At 72.7% G+C, this 15,928-nt stretch carries 17 protein-coding genes; 9 read left to right on the top strand and 8 right to left on the bottom strand.

Annotated elements, in window-relative coordinates; all coding sequences use genetic code 11:
• Positions 1–43: 43 nt before the first annotated feature.
• Complete coding sequence (locus tag ACFP3R_RS14330) at positions 44–532, bottom strand: ArsR/SmtB family transcription factor (RefSeq protein ID WP_380636332.1); 489 nt, start codon at positions 530–532, stop codon at positions 44–46.
• A 54-nt stretch (positions 533–586) separates the two neighbouring features.
• Between ACFP3R_RS14330 and ACFP3R_RS14335 the strand changes: the two genes are divergently transcribed.
• Both ACFP3R_RS14335 and ACFP3R_RS14340 read left to right on the top strand, forming a co-directional pair.
• Positions 587–1,828, top strand: coding sequence for an MFS transporter (locus ACFP3R_RS14335; protein ID WP_380636333.1), 1,242 nt, complete (start codon positions 587–589; stop codon positions 1,826–1,828).
• A complete protein-coding gene (locus ACFP3R_RS14340) occupies positions 1,821–2,678 on the top strand; it encodes an SMP-30/gluconolactonase/LRE family protein (protein ID WP_380636335.1) in 858 nt (285 codons plus the stop codon). Before ACFP3R_RS14335 ends, ACFP3R_RS14340 begins: the two co-directional genes overlap by 8 nt.
• 3 nt (positions 2,679–2,681) lie before the next feature.
• On the opposite strand, the gene dapF is transcribed toward ACFP3R_RS14340, so the two are convergent.
• Genes dapF through ACFP3R_RS14355 form a run of 3 tightly spaced genes read right to left on the bottom strand, consistent with a single transcriptional unit; the run spans position 2,682 to position 5,122 of the window.
• Positions 2,682–3,497 (bottom strand): diaminopimelate epimerase, encoded by an 816-nt coding sequence (gene dapF / locus ACFP3R_RS14345; protein WP_380636336.1) that lies wholly within the window; start codon positions 3,495–3,497, stop codon positions 2,682–2,684.
• 10 nt (positions 3,498–3,507) lie between these two features.
• The gene (gene miaA, locus ACFP3R_RS14350; RefSeq protein ID WP_380636338.1) at positions 3,508–4,410 is read right to left on the bottom strand and encodes a tRNA (adenosine(37)-N6)-dimethylallyltransferase MiaA; all 903 of its coding nucleotides are present in this window, start codon (positions 4,408–4,410) and stop codon (positions 3,508–3,510) included.
• Positions 4,411–4,414: 4 nt separating this feature from the next.
• Positions 4,415–5,122: a class III extradiol dioxygenase subunit B-like domain-containing protein gene (locus ACFP3R_RS14355; RefSeq protein ID WP_380636340.1), complete on the bottom strand. Its 708-nt coding sequence runs from the start codon at positions 5,120–5,122 to the stop codon at positions 4,415–4,417.
• 186 nt (positions 5,123–5,308) lie between these two features.
• Here ACFP3R_RS14355 and ACFP3R_RS14360 point away from each other — a divergent pair, with 186 nt between their 5' ends.
• Positions 5,309–6,643, top strand: a complete 1,335-nt coding sequence (locus ACFP3R_RS14360) for a DUF349 domain-containing protein (protein WP_380636342.1) — start codon at positions 5,309–5,311, stop codon at positions 6,641–6,643.
• A 277-nt stretch (positions 6,644–6,920) separates the two neighbouring features.
• Here the strand turns inward: ACFP3R_RS14360 and ACFP3R_RS14365 are convergent, their stop codons facing one another.
• Together ACFP3R_RS14365 and miaB are read right to left on the bottom strand one after the other, a co-directional pair.
• On the bottom strand, positions 6,921–7,394 hold the full coding sequence (locus ACFP3R_RS14365) for an Rv2732c family membrane protein (protein WP_380636344.1): 474 nt from the start codon (positions 7,392–7,394) through the stop codon (positions 6,921–6,923).
• Positions 7,391–8,860 (bottom strand): tRNA (N6-isopentenyl adenosine(37)-C2)-methylthiotransferase MiaB, encoded by a 1,470-nt coding sequence (miaB, locus tag ACFP3R_RS14370; RefSeq protein WP_380636347.1) that lies wholly within the window; start codon positions 8,858–8,860, stop codon positions 7,391–7,393. Before miaB ends, ACFP3R_RS14365 begins: the two co-directional genes overlap by 4 nt.
• 58 nt (positions 8,861–8,918) lie before the next feature.
• On the opposite strand from miaB, the gene ACFP3R_RS14375 reads away from it, so the two are divergent.
• Together ACFP3R_RS14375 and ACFP3R_RS14380 are read left to right on the top strand one after the other, a co-directional pair.
• Positions 8,919–9,884, top strand: a complete 966-nt coding sequence (locus ACFP3R_RS14375; protein ID WP_380636351.1) for a TAXI family TRAP transporter solute-binding subunit — start codon at positions 8,919–8,921, stop codon at positions 9,882–9,884.
• 196 nt (positions 9,885–10,080) lie between these two features.
• On the top strand, positions 10,081–10,398 hold the full coding sequence (locus ACFP3R_RS14380; protein WP_380636353.1) for a hypothetical protein: 318 nt from the start codon (positions 10,081–10,083) through the stop codon (positions 10,396–10,398).
• A 15-nt stretch (positions 10,399–10,413) separates the two neighbouring features.
• On the opposite strand, the gene ACFP3R_RS14385 is transcribed toward ACFP3R_RS14380, so the two are convergent.
• Both ACFP3R_RS14385 and ACFP3R_RS14390 read right to left on the bottom strand, forming a co-directional pair.
• Positions 10,414–11,790 (bottom strand): sensor histidine kinase, encoded by a 1,377-nt coding sequence (locus tag ACFP3R_RS14385; RefSeq protein ID WP_380636355.1) that lies wholly within the window; start codon positions 11,788–11,790, stop codon positions 10,414–10,416.
• Complete coding sequence (locus ACFP3R_RS14390) at positions 11,791–12,462, bottom strand: response regulator transcription factor (protein ID WP_380636356.1); 672 nt, start codon at positions 12,460–12,462, stop codon at positions 11,791–11,793.
• A 160-nt stretch (positions 12,463–12,622) separates the two neighbouring features.
• Between ACFP3R_RS14390 and ACFP3R_RS14395 the strand changes: the two genes are divergently transcribed.
• The 4 genes from ACFP3R_RS14395 (at position 12,623) to ACFP3R_RS14410 (ending at position 15,899) form a co-directional block, all read left to right on the top strand.
• Entirely contained in the window at positions 12,623–13,351 is a 729-nt protein-coding gene (locus ACFP3R_RS14395) for an amino acid ABC transporter ATP-binding protein (protein WP_380636479.1), read from the top strand.
• Positions 13,352–13,414: 63 nt separating this feature from the next.
• Positions 13,415–14,302: a glutamate ABC transporter substrate-binding protein gene (locus ACFP3R_RS14400; RefSeq protein WP_380636358.1), complete on the top strand. Its 888-nt coding sequence runs from the start codon at positions 13,415–13,417 to the stop codon at positions 14,300–14,302.
• A gap of 83 nt (positions 14,303–14,385) precedes the next feature.
• Positions 14,386–15,033, top strand: a complete 648-nt coding sequence (locus ACFP3R_RS14405; RefSeq protein WP_380636360.1) for an amino acid ABC transporter permease — start codon at positions 14,386–14,388, stop codon at positions 15,031–15,033.
• Entirely contained in the window at positions 15,030–15,899 is an 870-nt protein-coding gene (locus ACFP3R_RS14410; RefSeq protein ID WP_380636361.1) for an amino acid ABC transporter permease, read from the top strand. The genes ACFP3R_RS14405 and ACFP3R_RS14410 overlap by 4 nt, the downstream gene beginning before the upstream one ends.
• The last annotated feature ends 29 nt before the right edge of the window (positions 15,900–15,928 follow it).

Here is a 15,928-nt window from a genome sequence, read left to right on the forward strand (position 1 = left end):
TTGCCCTTCATCGTCCCACGGCGGCCCCGGCCGGACCGAGTGGTTAATCCCCCGGGTACATCGCCAGGTAGATCGCCACCCGCTCGTCGTCGGGGTCGGCCGGCTCCGCTGCCAGCTCATCGAACAACGCCTGGAGGCGCCGTTTTAGTTCCCCGGGATCGGTGCGCACCACCAGCCTGGTCTGCCGCAGCGCGCCCACGCCCACGTCCGCGACCTCGCCGAGGAACGCCTGGAGCACGGCCTCCTCGACGGCCGGCGGCCGGTCCTTCCCGGTGAGCTGCCAGGACAGGCCCGTCGACAGGTACGGGAGCTCGCGCGCGCCACGCCTGCCGGTGCGCGCCGGCTGGGCCTCCAGGAAGCCCGCGGCGACGAGTTTGCGCACGTGGTGGAGGGTGGTGGCCGGGTCCTTGCCGAGCCGTTCGGCGATCTCCTTGTTGGTCAGCGGGGTGTCGTGGGTCAGCCGGATGATGCGCAGCCGCACGTCCGAGGACAGCGCGGCGACCTCCAGGGCGGTGGCGAGGCGTCGGGACACCCGTGCAGAGTAAGTGATTGACACTTTCCAATCACTCCCGCGAGACTCCCGGGCATGTCCCTGTGGTCCCACCGCGACTTCCGCCTGCTCTGGGTGGGCAACACCACCAGCCAGTTCGGCGCGACGGTGGGCCGCACCGTCCTGCCCCTGCTCGCGGCGGGCGCGCTGGCCGCGACGCCGTTCGAGATGGGCGTGCTCTCGGCGGCGGGCTCGGCCGCGTTCCTGCTCATCGGCCTGCCCGCCGGGGTGTGGGTGGACCGGCTGAGCAGGCGCCCGGTGATGCTCGTGGCCGACTTCGCCCGCGCCGCGCTGATGCTGTCGGTGCCCGTGGCGTGGTGGTTCGGCGTGCTCACGCTGGTCCAGCTCGTGGTGGTGGCGCTGCTGGTCGGCGCGGCCACGGTCATGTTCGACGTCGCCCACCAGTCCTACCTGCCGTCGCTGGTCGGCCGGGACCAGTTGGTCGAGGGCAACGCGAAGCTGGAGTCCGGCCGGGCCGTCGCCCAGGTGTCGGGACCGGCGGTGGCGGGCGGCGTGGCGCAGGGGCTCGGCGCGGCCAACGGCGTGCTGGCCACCGGCCTGGGCTACCTGGTCTCGGCCCTGTTCCTGCTGCGCGTCCGCACGCCGGAGCCGCGCCCGGAGCGCCCGGGGGAGCCCGGTCTGCGGCGCGAGATCGCCGAGGGCCTGCGGTTCGTGTTCGGGCACCGCTCGCTGCGCGCCGTCGTCGGCTGCACGGGCACGGCCAACTTCTTCGGCGGCATCGGCGCCGCCGTCACGGTGCTGTTCCTGGTCCGCGAGCTGGGCCTGTCCGAGGGCGTGGTGGGCCTGGTGTTCAGCGCCGCGGGCGTCGGCGGCGTGCTCGGCGCGCTCACCACGGGGTGGTGGACCAGGCGGTTCGGGCAGGTCCGGACGATCTGGCTGTCCGCGCTGGTCACGTTCCCGTTCGGGCTGCTCGTCCCGCTCGGCGGCGCGGACTGGCGGATCGGGCTGCTGGTCCTGGGCCAGGCGGGGTCCTCCTACGGCGTGATCGTCTACAACATCGCGCAGGTCAGCTACCGGCAGTCGATCTGCCCGGACCGGCTGCTCGGCCGGATGAACGCGAGCATCCGGTTCGTGGTGTGGGGCGCGCTGCCGCTGGGCGGCCTGATCGGCGGCGCCCTGGGCGGGGGCATCGGCGTCACGCCGACGCTGTGGGTGGCGGCGGGCGGCCAGGCGGTGGCGGTGCTGTGGGTGCTGCTGTCACCGCTCAGGGCGATGCGGGACGTGCCGGGGGGCACTACGGTCGGCAGTCGTGGCTGACACCAGGGTCCTGCGGGGCGGCCTCCGGTTCGGCGAGGGACCGCGTCGGGCGCCGGACGGCAGGCTGTTCTACTCCGACTTCTACGACCGCGAGGTGCACGCGATCGACCTCGCCACGGGCGAGGACGAGGTGGTGTGCGCCGTGCCCGGACAGCCCTCCGGCCTGGGGTGGCTGCCGGACGGCCGGCTGCTCGTGGTGTCGATGACCGACCGGCGGGTGCTGCGGCTGGAGGACGGCGGCCTCGTCGAGCACGCCGACCTGGGCGGCATCGCCACCTTCCACGCCAACGACATGCTGGTCGACCCGCACGGCCGCGCCTACGTCGGCAACTTCGGCTTCGACCTGCACGCCGCGCTCGCGGCCGGTGGCGAGGCCGCGCTGCTGGAGCCGGGCTGGACCGCGCCCGGCACCCCGCTGGCGCTGGTCCGGCCGGACGGCGCGGTCGGCGCGGCGGCCGAGGACCTGAAGTTCCCCAACGGGACGGTGCTGCTCGCCGACGGCGGGCTGGTCGTCGCGGAGACCCTGGCGTTCCGGCTGACCCGCTTCGACGTGGCCGAGGACGGCGCGCTGTCCGGCCGGCGGGTGTGGGCGGAGCTGCGCGAGCACCTCATCGCCCCGGACGGCATCGCGGTGGACCCCGGGGGCGGTCTGTGGGTGGCCCCCGCGCTCCAGCCGTTCGCGTTCCACGTCGAGGAGGGCGGGCGCGTCACCCGGAAGGTGGAAACCAGCCAGGCGTGCTTCGCCGTGGCCGTGGTCGACGGCACGCTGGTCTGCTGCACCGCGCCCACGTCGCAGCCCGAGGTGGTGGCGGGCGCGAGGCTGGGGAAGCTGGAGGTGTTCGACCTCTAGGGTTTAGAGGGAGTTCCACCAGTCCCGGTCCAGCTCGCCGCGCGCGAGCAGCACGGCCGGGCCGGTCAGCGTGGCCGTCTCCTCCTCGACCACGACGGTCACCTGTCCGCCGAGGACGTCCACGGTGGCCTTGCCCGCCTGCTGGCCGGTCCCGTGCAGCCACGCCGCCACCGCCGCCACCGTGCCCGTGCCGCACGAGCGGGTCTCGCCCACGCCGCGCTCGTGCACGCGCATCCGCAGGGCGCCGTCACCCAGCACGTTGACGAACTCGACGTTCACCCCGTGGGGGAACAGCGCCGGGTCGTGGCCGGGCGGGGAGCCCAGGTCCAGTTCGGCCACCGGCACGTCGGTCACGCACGCCAGGTGGGGGTTGCCCACGTCCACCGCGACCCCGTCGAACGCGACCCCGTCGAACGCGCCACTGCCCAGCGTCGCCGTGCCCGTGCCGGTGACCAGCGCGGGGCCCATGTCGACGGTGACCGAGCCGTCCGGGTGGGCCAGGACCGGGCGCTCGCCCGCCCGCGAGCCGATCACGAACCCGCCCTCGTGCTCCAGGCCGGCCTCGACCAGGTAGCGGGCGAACACGCGCACGCCGTTGCCGCACATCTCCGCGATCGACCCGTCGGCGTTGCGGTAGTCCATGAACCAGGGCCCCCGGTCGGGGCGCACGACCCGCAGCACGCCGTCCGCGCCCAGGCCGCGCCGCCGGTCGCACAGCGCCCGCACGCGCGCTTCGGTCAGGTCCAGCACGGCGTCCGGGTCGGGCAGCACGATGAAGTCGTTCTCGGTGCCGTGGCCCTTCAGGAACTCGATCCCCACGCCCACCAGGCTACGTGGCGACCAGGTCGAGCACATCCTCGGCCAGGGTGGGCGAGCCCGCGTCGAACCAGGTGACCCGCCGGTCGCGGCGGAACCAGGACCGCTGCCTGCGCACGAACCGCCGGGTGCCCTGGGCGGTCAGCGCCGCCGCGTCCGCGAGCGGGTGCTCGCCGTCCAGGGCGGCCAGGACCTGCTGGTAGCCCAGCGCGCGCGAGGCCGTGCGGCCCTCGCGCAGGCCGTGCGCGGCCAGCTCGCGGACCTCGTCCACCAGGCCCGCCGCGAACATCCGCGCCACCCGGGCGTCGACCCGCTCGTCCAGTTCGGACACCTCCCGGTCCAGGCCGACCAGCACGGTGCCGTAGCGGGCCGGACCGGGCCTGGGCAGGGTCGCGGAGAAGGGCTCGCCGGTCAGTTCGATGACCTCCAGCGCGCGCACCACCCGCCTGCCGTTGCTGGGCAGGATCGCCAGCGCCGCGGCCGGGTCGAGCTGCGCCAGCCGCCCGTGGAGGGTCTCCGCGCCGAACACCGCCAGCTCCTGCTCCAGCTGGGTCCGGACGCGCTCGTCGGTGCCGGGGAAGCGCAGGTCGTCCAGCACGGCCTGCACGTACAGGCCGGAGCCTCCGACCAGGACCGGCGTGCGGCCGTCGGCCAGCACCTTCTCCACGGCCGCGCGCGCCTCGCGCTGGTAGGCGGCCACGGAGGCGGTCTCGGTCACGTCCAGCACGTCGAGCAGGTGGTGCGGCACGCCCCGCCGCTCCTCGGGGGTCATCTTGGCGGTGCCGATGTCCATGCCCCGGTACAGCTGCATCGCGTCGGCGTTGACCACCTCGCCGCCCAGTTCGAGGGCGAGCCGCACGGCCAGGTCGGACTTGCCGGTCGCGGTGGGCCCGACGACGGCCACGGGGGTGTTCACGGGGTCAAGCCTCCCAGACGGCGCAGTGGTAGCCGACGCCGAAGGGCGCCAGGAACGCCGACCGCGCGCACCGCCACGCGCCCGGCACCCCCGCCGCGACCTGCCACGCGGCCCGCCCGTCCGCGCCCAGCTCCGCGGCCAGGTCGGGGTCGAGCGCGCGCAGCGCGTCCACGTCCGCGGCGGCCAGCGCCCGGCGCACGTCCTCGTCGAACGCGCCGGCCCGCTCGTCCGGCCTGCCCACGGCCAGCTCGCCGTGCCGGTGGGAGCCGTCGCCCAGCACGAGCAGCGCCTGGCCGGGCCGCGCCTCGTCGGCCAGCCGGGCGCCCAGCGCGAGGCACTCGGCGGGCGGCAGGTCCGGCGGCACGAGGTGCACGCGCACCCGCCGCGCGCCCGCCCGCTGCCGCAGCCAGCCCGCGACCAGGGCGGGCAGCGGCAGGTCGGGGTCCACGGCCTTCCCGGTGTCTTCGGTGTCTTCGGCCAGGGCCACCCGAACGTCCACCCCGAAGCCGGCGAAGGTGCCCGCCACGCCGTCGAGGGTGCGCGGACCGGACGGGTCCACGCCGACGGCCACCCAGTCGGGCGCGTGCGCGGCCAGGTCACGGGCGGCGGCCAGGCACTCGGCGCGCACCTGCTCGGCGTCCGGGACCGCTCCCGACACCAACTCGGGCACCAGCAGCGGGGGGTGCGGCACGACCGCTAGTCGCGAGAACATGGCAACCCACGCTACTCATCGGCCACCACCGGTACCGATGCGAGCCTTGACCTGTTTGAATGCGCGCGAGGTACCGGCGACCCTGAGACGGGTCGAGCGGCACCCGGGTGCTGGGCCCCGCCATCGGCGGGGCGCCCGTGGTCGGCACGGGCACCACGAAGTGGGCAGGCGAGGAGGAAGCCGGCGATGACGGAGCACGAGACGACACCGGGGACCACTGGCGACAGTGGGGCGGGGGCGGTGGTCGAGGAGACCCAGGTGGCATCGAAGCCGGTTGCGGCGCCACCCACGGTCCCCGTGGCGTCGGACCACCCTGACCGCTGGGGGCGCGTGGACGAGGACGGCACCGTCTACGTCAAGACGGCCGACGGCGAGCGGGTCGTCGGGTCCTGGCAGGCGGGCGAGCCCGTCGAGGGGCTGGCGCACTTCGCGCGCAGGTTCGACGACATCCGCACCGAGGTGGAGCTGCTGGTCACCCGGCTGACCTCCGGTGCCGGTGACCCGAAGCACGCGATGACCAGCGCGAAGCACGTCCAGGAGAGCCTGCCCGAGGCGGCGGCGGTCGGCGACCTCGCGGCGCTGGCCACGCGCGTCGAGTACGTGCTGGCGCTGGCCGAGCAGGGCCTGGAGGCGGCGAAGATCGCCAAGGACGAGGCTCGGGCCGCGGCCGCCGCGCGCAAGCAGGCGCTGGTCGAGGAGGCCGAGGTGCTGGCCAACGAGTCCACGCAGTGGAAGTCGGCCGGTGACCGGCTGCGGACCATCCTGGACGAGTGGAAGACCATCCGGGGCGTGGACCGCAAGACCGACGAGCAGCTGTGGCGCCGGTTCTCCAAGGCCCGGGACGCGTTCAACCGGCGGCGGGGCTCGCACTTCGCGGACCTGGACCGGCAGCGGGGCGTGGCCAAGAACCGCAAGCAGGAGCTGGTCGACGAGGCCGAGAAGCTCGTCGAGTCGGACGACTGGGGTCCCACGGCCGGTCGGTACAAGGACCTGATGGTCGAGTGGAAGGCCGCCGGGCGTGCGCCCAAGGAGGCCGACGACGCGCTGTGGCAGCGGTTCCGGGCCGCGCAGGACGCGTTCTTCGCCCGCCGCTCCGAGGCGTTCAACGAGCGTGACGCCGAGTTCTCGGCCAACGCGAAGCTGAAGGAGGAGCTGCTGGCGGAGGCCGAGCGGATCGACCCGTCGCTGGACCTGGAGACGGCGCGGCAGCAGCTGTACCGCATCCAGGAGCGGTGGGACGCGATCGGCAAGGTGCCGCGCGAGCGGGTCCGCGACCTGGAGGGCAAGCTGCGGACGATCGAGGAGCGGGTCCGCGGCGCGGTCGACGCCCAGTGGCGCCGGTCCGACCCCGAGGCCGAGGCCCGCGTGGCCCAGTTCCGCGAGCGGGTGGAGCAGTTCGAGGCCCAGGCCGCGAAGGCGCGCTCGTCCGGCGACAAGCGCCGCGCCGAGCAGGCCGAGGCCCAGGCCCAGCAGTGGCGCGAGTGGCTGGCAGCCGCCGAACAGGCCGTGGCCAGCCGCTGACCACCTGGCTAGAACGAGGGGCGGGCCCACCAGGGCCCGCCCCTCAACCTCTTCGCGAGTCGTACGTCCAGACCTCGCGTGTCGTACGTCCAGGACCCCCGAGTTCAGCGTTCAGGTACCCCGGAGCCGTGGCCGAGGGGTGCGCGAATGACGAATTCGGGGGTCCTGAACGTACGACACGGTGGTCCTGGACGTACGACTCGCGCGTTCTGGACGTACGACTCGCGGGGTCTGGAGGTACGACTCGCGGGGTCTGGAGGTACGACTCGCGCGGGGGTTAGGGGAGTGGGGGGCGGGAGGCCGCTATCTGGAGCCACTTGATCAGGAGGATTACCGCGGCGGTGGCGGCCACCACCAGGCCGAAGCCCGGACCCGGGCCCGGGGTGTGGCTGGTGGTGGTCTGGGTGGTCCAGATGGACAGGACGCCGGCGATGCTCGTGGCGAACGAGGTCAGGGCGCAGACCCAGGCCAGGGTCCAGCGGCGGGTCGCCAGGGTGACGGCCGGGAGCAGGACGCCGGTGAGCACGGCCGCCCAGGAGAAGAACTTCGGCAGGGCCTGGGCGTCGCCGAAGAGGATCGAGAAGCCCTGGCGGCCCTCGGTCCAGGGGAGGACCAGGGAGATCAGGACGGCCAGGGCCGCGATCGCGATGGTGAGGGCGCCCGCGCCCGGGCCGAAGCGCTTGGCGGCCGTGCGGCCCACGCCGTCGATCTCCTCGCGCAGGCCGGCGAGGTCGTCGTGCTCGTCGCTCATCGGACCGCGCACCCGCCGACGGCCGCGGGCAGCGGGGCCGGTTCGCCGAACGACGGCAGGCCCAGCGTCACGCCCGGGGTCTTCGGTTTCACGCCCGCCTCGGACCGGTCACCCGCCTTCGTGCGCCGGTGCGACAGCAGCGGGCCGTCCGCGATGAGGTTGTGCGGCGCGCCGTAGGTGACCGTGGTCTCCACCACGTCGCCGGAGCGCACGCGCGCGGCACCGGGGGTGAAGTGCACCAGGCGGCCGTCGCGGGCGCGGCCGGTCATCCGGTTGGTCTCGCTGTCCTTGCGGCCCTCGCCGGCCGCGACCAGCAGTTCGACCCGGCGGCCGACCTGGCGGAGGTTCTCCTCGTGGGCGATCTCGTTGACCAGCGCCACCAGCCGGTCGTAGCGCTCCTGGACGACCTGCTTGGGCAGCTGGTCCGGCAGCTCGGCGGCGGGCGTGCCGGGGCGCTTGGAGTACTGGAAGGTGAACGCGGAGGAGAAGCGGGCCCGCCGGACGACGTCCAGGGTGCCCAGGAAGTCCTCCTCGGTCTCACCGGGGAAGCCGACGATGATGTCGGTGGTGATGGCCGCGTCCGGCATGGCCGCGCGCACCTCGTCCAGGATGGACAGGTACTTCGCGGTCCGGTACGACCGGCGCATCGCCTTGAGCACGCGGTCCGAGCCCGACTGGAGCGGCATGTGCAGCTGGTGGCACACCGCGGGCGTCTCGGCCATCGCCGCGATGACGTCGGAGGTGAAGTCCTTCGGGTGCGGCGAGGTGAACCGGACGCGCTCCAGGCCGTCGACCGCGCCGGTGGCGCGCAGCAGCTTGCCGAACGCGTACCGGTCGCCGAACTCCACGCCGTAGGAGTTGACGTTCTGGCCCAGGAGGGTGACCTCCAGCACGCCCTCGTCCACCAGGGCCTGGACCTCGGCCAGCACGTCGCCGGGGCGGCGGTCGCGCTCCTTGCCGCGCAGCGACGGGACGATGCAGAACGTGCAGGTGTTGTTGCAGCCGACGGAGATCGACACCCAGCCCGAGTAGGCCGAGTCGCGGCGCGCGGGCAGCGTCGAGGGGAAGGTCTCCAGGGCGTCGAGGATCTCGACCTGGGCCTCGCGGTTGTGGCGGGCGCGCTCCAGCAGGACCGGCAGCGAGCCGATGTTGTGCGTGCCGAACACCACGTCCACCCACGGGGCGCGCTTGACGATCTCGCCCTGGTCCTTCTGGGCCAGGCAGCCGCCGACCGCGATCTGCATCCCGGGGTTCGCGGACTTGGCGGGCGCGAGGTGGCCGAGCGTGCCGTAGAGCTTGTTGTCGGCGTTCTCCCGGACCGCGCAGGTGTTGAACACGACCACGTCCGGCGTCGCGTCGTCCCCGGCGGGCGCGTAGCCCGCGTCCTCCAACAGGCCGGCCAGGCGCTCGGAGTCGTGCACGTTCATCTGACAACCGAACGTGCGGATCTGGTAACTGCGGGTCACTGCACCTCGTCCTTCCGTCGACTCCCAGGGTAGAGCCTGGACGTGCGACGATGCGCAGGTGTCGGTAGGGCTGCGGAGGTTGCGCGCGGTCGGGGTGCTCTTGGCCCTGGCCGCCACGGCGCTGACCGGGTGCGCCGACGACTTCGGGCACGTCCGGCTGACCATCGCCGCGGGCAACGAGGGTGGCGTCTACCACAAGCTGAGCACGGCCCTGGCCGAGGCGTGGACCAGGTCGCCGGGCGTCGCGCCGCCCGAGGTGGAGAAGACCTCGGGGTCGGTGGACAACCTCCGGCTGCTGCGCACCGACGAGGCCCAGGTGGGCTTCTCGGCGGCCGACGCGGCCGACCTGGAGCGGGGAGACACCGGGCACCGGGTGTTCGCGCTGGCCAGGATGCACGACGACTACCTCCAGCTGCTGGTGCGGGCCGACCTGCCGGTGACCGGGCTGGCCCAGTTGGAGGGCCTGCGGGTGAGCCTGGGCGCGCCGGACTCGGGCGTGCAGGTGATCGCGAGGCGACTGCTGGCGGAGGCGGGCATGACGGACCGGCTGAAGGTCCAGTCGCTCGGTCTCCAGCCCAGCGTCGACGCCATCCGCAACGGCACGCTGGACGCGTTCTTCTGGTCCGGCGGCGTGCCGACCGACGCGGTGACCGACCTCGCCACGACGGTGCGGATGCGGATGCTCGACCTGAGCGACACGCTGCCCGCCCTGCGCGAGAGGTTCCCGGTCTACGGCACGGCCACGCTGCCCGCCTCGGCCTACCGGCTCGACGGGGACTCGGCGGGGAACCTCCTCGACGGCGGACCGGTGGTCACCCTGGTCGTGCGCAACTTCCTGCTGGTCAACGACACGGTGCCGGACGACGTGGTGGAAGCCCTGCTCAGGGGGTTGTTCCAGGCCCAGCCGGCGCTGGTCTCGGCGAGCCCGGTGGCCCGGTCGATCGAGGTCCGCTCGGCGATCGAGACCACGCCCGTGCCGCTGCACCCCGGCGCCATGCGCTACTACCGGGACGCCAAGGTCTGAGCCCGGCCCGGGAGAACCATGTCATTCGTCGACGGGGGTCGATGGCGTGGGGGCGCGTGATCGTCGGTGGTGAGCGGGGGCTCGCCTTTTCCGTTCCGGGGTGGCCCGGCCGCACGCCAGGTGCTCGTCGAACTCGGTGAATGTCGTTGATCGGGTTTCGGGGGTGGGGGATTTGTTCGTCAGGACTGTTCGCGCCGTGGTCGCGGGGCTTGCGCTCGCGGCGGTCGCGCTGGGTGGCCCGGCCGGTGTCGCGGCCGCCCAGGAACCGGTGTCGCCGCAGGTCGCGGCCCAGGAACTGCTGCCGTGCGCGGCGCTGGACGAGTTGGAGTCGTCGCTGCGCGAGCTCGCGGCGACCTCGGACCGCGGCGCGGTGAAGGACCGCGTCGGCCCGGCCTTCCTCGCCCTGGCCTTCGTGCCGGGCATCGTGCGCCGGGACCGGCTCCCGGGCAGCACGGGGCTGCGCGTCGCCCTGCTCGTGGTCATCGCCGCGGCCGGCGCGCTGCTCGTCGGCTGACGGGCGGGCACCGCCTCACGCGGCGGGGAACTCGACCGTCACGGTGAGCCCGGCGCCCTCCGGCGACTCCAGCCGGATCGAGCCGCCCACCCGCTCCACGACCTGCCGCGCCAGCGCCAGCCCCAGCCCGGAGCCCTGCACGTTCTGGTGCGCCGGGCTGCGCCAGAACCGGTCGGTGGCCCGCTCCAGTTCCTCGGCGTCGAGCCCCGGCCCCTCGTCGCGCACCGACAGCCGCACCACGCCGTCCCGCCGCCGCACGTCGACGTGCACCAGCGTGCCGTCGGAGGTGAACTTCAGCGCGTTGTCCAGCAGCGCGTCCAGGATCGTCTCCACGCCCCTGGGCGGCGCCAGCGCGGCGCCGCCCGGCTCGCCGTCGAGCACCAGGTGCACCTCCCGCGCCGCCGCGGCCGGCTGCCACGCCGACAGCCGCCCCGCCACCACCCGGTCCACGTCCACCCGCACCGGGTCCACCGACGACGCGCCCGCCCGCGCCATGGTCAGCAGCTCGTCGAGGATCCGGTTCAGCCGGTCGGCCTCGTCCAGCGCGGCGACCTGGTGCGCCACGCCCTCGCCGACCACGTGGTCCTCCAGGTTCGACAGGCGCAGCTTCAACGCGGTCAGCGGGTTGCGCAGCTGGTGGGAGGCGTCGGCCACGAACGCCCGCTGCGCCGCGAGCACGTCGCCGACGTTGGCCGCCATCTGGTCGAACGACCGCGACAGCCGCCGCAGCTCGGGCGGCCCGGACGAGGAGCCCACCGGCTCCACCGGCTGCCCCGACACCACCGCAGACAGCAGCTCGCCGGTGGCGTCGTCCAGCCGCCGCACCGGCCGCAGCATCCACCCGACCAGCGGCAACGCCGCGAACACCGCCGCGACGAGCACCAGCAGGCTGGCCGCCAGCAGCACCGCCCACCACACCAGCACCTCGGAGCGGGTCTTCCAGGTCGGCGAGAACGTCACCACGGCCCCGCGCACCTCGCCCGCCTCCAGCACCGGCTCGGCCAGCACCAGCTCGGTGGAGTCCCACGGCATGATCAGCTCGGGCGCGCTGGGCTGCCGCCCGGCCAGCGCCCCGTTGACCAGGTCCGCGACCTCGGGCGGGGCCAGGTCCACCGGCCCGGACTGCGCCACCACCCGCCCGTCCCGGCCCAGCAGCGCCACCCGGATGCCGTACAGCTCCTGGTACCGCTCCAGCTCGCCCCGCAGCACCGTGGGCTGGTCGTCGATGAACGGCCGCTGCGCCACCGACGCGAACCGCGTGGTGTCCGTCAGCCGGTCCAGGAACATCTCCTGCTGCTCGGCCTGGGCGATGCCGCGCCCCAGCGGCACGCCCATGCCCAGCAGCACGAGCACGACCAGCGTCACCACGATCCCCAGCAGCCGCGACCGCACTCAGCCCCCGCTCAACCGGTACCCGACCCCGCGCACCGTCTCCAACAACGCCGGACGCCCGAGCTTGGTGCGCAGCGTCGCCACGTGCACGTCCAGGGTCCGGTTGGCCCCCGCCCAGGTGCGTCCCCACACCTCCGCCAGGATGCGCTCCCGCGTGCACACCGCGCCACCCGCGGCCATGACCAGCGCCAACACCTGGAACTCCTTGCGCGACAGGGTCACGGGTTCACCCGCCACGGTGACCTCGTGCCGGCCCAGGTCGACCCGCACGTCCGCCACCTCGAACACCTGGGTGCCCGTGCCGCCGACCCCGACCGGGTCGCCGCGCCGCCGCCGCACCGCGTGCACCCGCGCCACCAGCTCGCCCACGTCGTAGGGCTTGACCAGGTAGTCGTCCGCCCCGGCGTGCAGGCCCAGGATGCGGTCGTCGATCTCGCCGCGGGCCGACACCACGATGATCGCCACGTCGCTGGCGGCCCGGATGTGCCGGCACAGGGTGACTCCGTCCACATCGGGCAGGCCCAGGTCCAGCAGCACCACGTCGACCCCCGCCAGTCGATCGAGGGTCCCCCGACCGGTCGCCTGGCGATCGACGGTGAACCCGCGTCGGGTCAACGCCGGTACCAGCGCTTCCGCCACCCGGTCGTCGTCCTCGACCAACAGCACGCGCACCGTGGTGCCTCCCGATAATGTCGCCGGCCTGTGACAGAGTTGAGACCCTAAGTCTTGCTCAACCGCCTGGACTGGTGTGGTGCTTCACACCTAGGTTTCCGCCATCGCTCAGGAACCCCCAACTGGAGGACTGATGACCGCCGCCACTCCTGCTCCGCCGATGATCCGGATGGTGGGCGTGGACAAGTTCTTCGGACCCCTGCACGTCCTCAAGGGCGTCGACCTGGAGGTGCCGAAGGGGCAGGTGGTCGTGGTGCTGGGTCCGTCGGGCTCCGGCAAGTCCACGCTGTGCCGCACGATCAACCGCTTGGAGCCGATCAACTCCGGCACCATCGAGGTCGACGGCCAGCCGCTGCCCGCCGAGGGCAAGGAGCTGGCCCGGCTGCGCGCCGACGTGGGCATGGTCTTCCAGTCGTTCAACCTGTTCGCCCACAAGAGCATCGTCGACAACGTCGTGCTCGCGCCGGTGAAGGTCCGCAAGGTGCCGGCGGCCCAGGCCCGCAAGGAGGGCATGGAGCTGCTGGAGCGGGTCGGCATCGCGAACCAGGCGGAGAAGTTCCCCGCCCAGCTGTCGGGCGGCCAGCAGCAGCGCGCGGCGATCGCCCGCGCCCTGGCGATGCGGCCCAAGGTGATGCTGTTCGACGAGCCCACCTCCGCCCTGGACCCGGAGATGGTCCAGGAGGTGCTGGACGTGATGACCACGCTGGCCAAGGAGGGCATGACCATGCTCGTGGTGACCCACGAGATGGGCTTCGCCCGCAAGGCCGCGGACCGCGTGATCTTCATGGCCGACGGTGAGGTCGTCGAGGACTCGACGCCGGAGAACTTCTTCTCCGCGCCGAAGTCCAACCGCGCGAAGGACTTCCTTGGCAAGATCCTGACCCACTGAAGTCCCCAGACCGCGGCGCTGAGCCTGGCGCCGCACGACCCGAAGAAGAGCAGGAGAAAGACGATGAGGGTTCGCACCCTTGCGGTAGCGCTGCTGGCCGGCGGCCTCGCCCTGACCGCGTGCGGCAAGGAGGGGAGCCCCACGGACGCGGGCGCGGCCCCCTCCCAGCAGGCAGTGGCGGACGTGACGGTCGACGGCTCGACCACGTTCGAGCGGATGAAGGGCCGCGGCAAGGTCATCATCGGCGTCAAGGAGGACCAGCCCTTCCTCGGTCAGAAGGACGCCACGACCGGCGAGTACAGCGGGTTCGACATCGACATCGCCCGCCTGGTGGCCGCCAAGCTCGGCTTCGACAAGAGCAAGATCGAGTACAAGGCGATCGCCTCGCAGGGTCGCGAGCAGGCGATCATCAACGGTGACATCGACTACTACGTCGGCACCTACACGATCAACGACGACCGCAAGCAGAAGATCGGCTTCGCGGGCCCGTACTTCACCGCCGGGCAGGACCTGCTGGTCCGCAAGGAGGACACCTCCATCACCGGCCCCGAGACCCTCAAGGGCAAGAAGGTCTGCTCCGTGACCGGCTCCACGCCGATCAAGCGGATCAAGGAGGGCAACTACACGGAGCTCGAGAACATCACCGAGTTCCAGAACTACTCGCAGTGCGTCAGCAAGCTGGCCGACGGCTCGGTCGACGCCGTGACCACCGACGACGCGATCCTCAAGGGCTACGCGGCCGAGGAGCCGGACAAGTTCAAGGTCGTCGGCAAGACGTTCTCCGCGGAGCCCTACGGCATCGGCCTGCCCAAGGAGGACAAGCCGCTGCGCGACAAGGTGAACGACATCCTGGACGAGGCCATCACGGGCGGCGACTGGGACAAGATCTACGAGGCGACGCTGGGCAAGTCGGGCTCGCCCGCCGAGAAGCCGGTGATCGACCGCTACTGAGCACCACCAACGGTGGCCGGTGACCCGCGCACGCAGGGTGGGTCACCGGCCATCCCTATGAAGTCCACCGGCGAGGAACCCCGATGAGCGTCCTTACCAACTACTACGACCTGTTCCTGAAAACGTTCGGCACGACGATCCAGCTGTTCCTGTTCTCGGCGGTCGGGTCGCTGGTGCTCGGCACGGTGCTGGCGATGCTGCGGGTCAGCCCGGTCCCGGTGTTCCGGGCCGCCGGCGCCACGTACGTGACACTGGTGCGCAACACCCCGTTGACCCTGGTGTTCTTCTTCTTCGCGTTCGCCTACCCGCTGCTGCGGATCGTGCAGCTGGACCCGTTCAAGGGCGCGGTCGTGGCGCTGACGCTCTACACCTCGGCGTTCATCTGCGAGGTGGTGCGCTCGGGCATCAACACGGTCCCGGTCGGGCAGGCCGAGGCGGCCCGCGCGCTGGGGCTGACGTTCGGGCAGACGCTGGGTGACGTGGTGCTGCCGCAGGCGCTGCGCTCGGTGGTGCCACCGCTGGTCAGCACCCTGATCGCGCTGCTCAAGAACACCACCGTGGCGGCCGGCTTCTCGGTGGCGGACGCGGGTTCGATCGCGTACGTGCTGTCCGAGGACGGCGCCGACATGCTCATCGGCCTGTCCTGGGTGGCCTTCTTCTTCGTCGTCCTGGTGTTCCCGTTGACCCTGGTGCAACGCGCCCTTGAGAAGCGCTGGAGCGTGGCCCGATGAGCTCGGTCCTGTTCGACGTCCCCGGACCGCGCGCCCGGCTGCGCTACCGGCTGTACGCCGTCCTCGGCGGGGCCGCGGTGCTCGCGCTGATCGGCTTCGTGCTGTACCGCTTCTACGACAGCGGCCAGTTCGAGCCGCGCATGTGGGAGTGGGTCCAGTACCAGCAGGTCCAGGTGGAGCTCCTCCAGCGGCTGGGCAACACGCTCAAGGCGTTCGCCCTGGCCGCGCTCGCCGCGGTGCTGCTGGGCGCGGTGCTGGCGGCCGGTCGGCTCTCCGACCACGCGGCCCTGCGGGTGCCCGCGATGGTGGTCGTCGAGATCTTCCGCGCCATCCCGCTGCTGATCATGATCTTCCTGCTGTACTTCGGCCTCGGCTCGGCCGGGTTCGGGTTCTCGCAGTTCATGGCGGTCGTGGTCGGTCTGACGCTGTACAACGGCTCGGTGCTGGCCGAGGTCTTCCGGGCCGGGGTGGCCTCGCTGCCGCGCGGCCAGGCCGAGGCGGCGTACGCGCTGGGCATGCGCAAGACCCAGGTCATGGTGCAGGTGCTGCTGCCGCAGGCGCTGCGCGCCATGCTGCCGACGATCATCAGCCAGCTCGTGGTGCTCCTGAAGGACACCGCCCTCGGGTTCATCATCAACTACGAGGAGCTGCTGAACTACGTGAAGTACCTCGGCACCCAGGGCCAGTTCGGTCGCCCGCTGGTGCCGATGACCATCGTGGCCGGCGCGATGTACATCACGATGTGCCTGCTGCTGACCTGGCTGGCGACCTGGCTGGAGAAGCGCAACCGGCGCAGCCGGAAGGTGATCGACCGCGACGGTCCCAACGCGGCGGAGAACGTGGTGCTCTCCAACGTGTCGGCCTGAAGTCCGCGCGAGCGGAAAAGGGGGGAGCG

Origin of the sequence: Saccharothrix lopnurensis (genome assembly GCF_042658445.1) — a bacterium.
GTDB classification, from domain to species: domain Bacteria; phylum Actinomycetota; class Actinomycetes; order Mycobacteriales; family Pseudonocardiaceae; genus Actinosynnema; species Actinosynnema lopnurensis.

What these genes read in the sequence shown, in the direction of transcription:
- ACFP3R_RS14410 (WP_380636361.1), top strand. Translation starts at nt 15,030, where the DNA reads ATGAGCTCGGTCCTGTTCGACGTCCCCGGACCGCGCGCCCGGCTGCGC.
- ACFP3R_RS14360 (WP_380636342.1), top strand. Translation starts at nt 5,309, where the DNA reads ATGACGGAGCACGAGACGACACCGGGGACCACTGGCGACAGTGGGGCG.
- ACFP3R_RS14395 (WP_380636479.1), top strand. Translation starts at nt 12,623, where the DNA reads ATGATCCGGATGGTGGGCGTGGACAAGTTCTTCGGACCCCTGCACGTC.
- ACFP3R_RS14335 (WP_380636333.1), top strand. Translation starts at nt 587, where the DNA reads ATGTCCCTGTGGTCCCACCGCGACTTCCGCCTGCTCTGGGTGGGCAAC.
- ACFP3R_RS14405 (WP_380636360.1), top strand. Translation starts at nt 14,386, where the DNA reads ATGAGCGTCCTTACCAACTACTACGACCTGTTCCTGAAAACGTTCGGC.
- ACFP3R_RS14400 (WP_380636358.1), top strand. Translation starts at nt 13,415, where the DNA reads ATGAGGGTTCGCACCCTTGCGGTAGCGCTGCTGGCCGGCGGCCTCGCC.
- ACFP3R_RS14365 (WP_380636344.1), bottom strand. Translation starts at nt 7,394, where the DNA reads ATGAGCGACGAGCACGACGACCTCGCCGGCCTGCGCGAGGAGATCGAC.
- ACFP3R_RS14355 (WP_380636340.1), bottom strand. Translation starts at nt 5,122, where the DNA reads ATGTTCTCGCGACTAGCGGTCGTGCCGCACCCCCCGCTGCTGGTGCCC.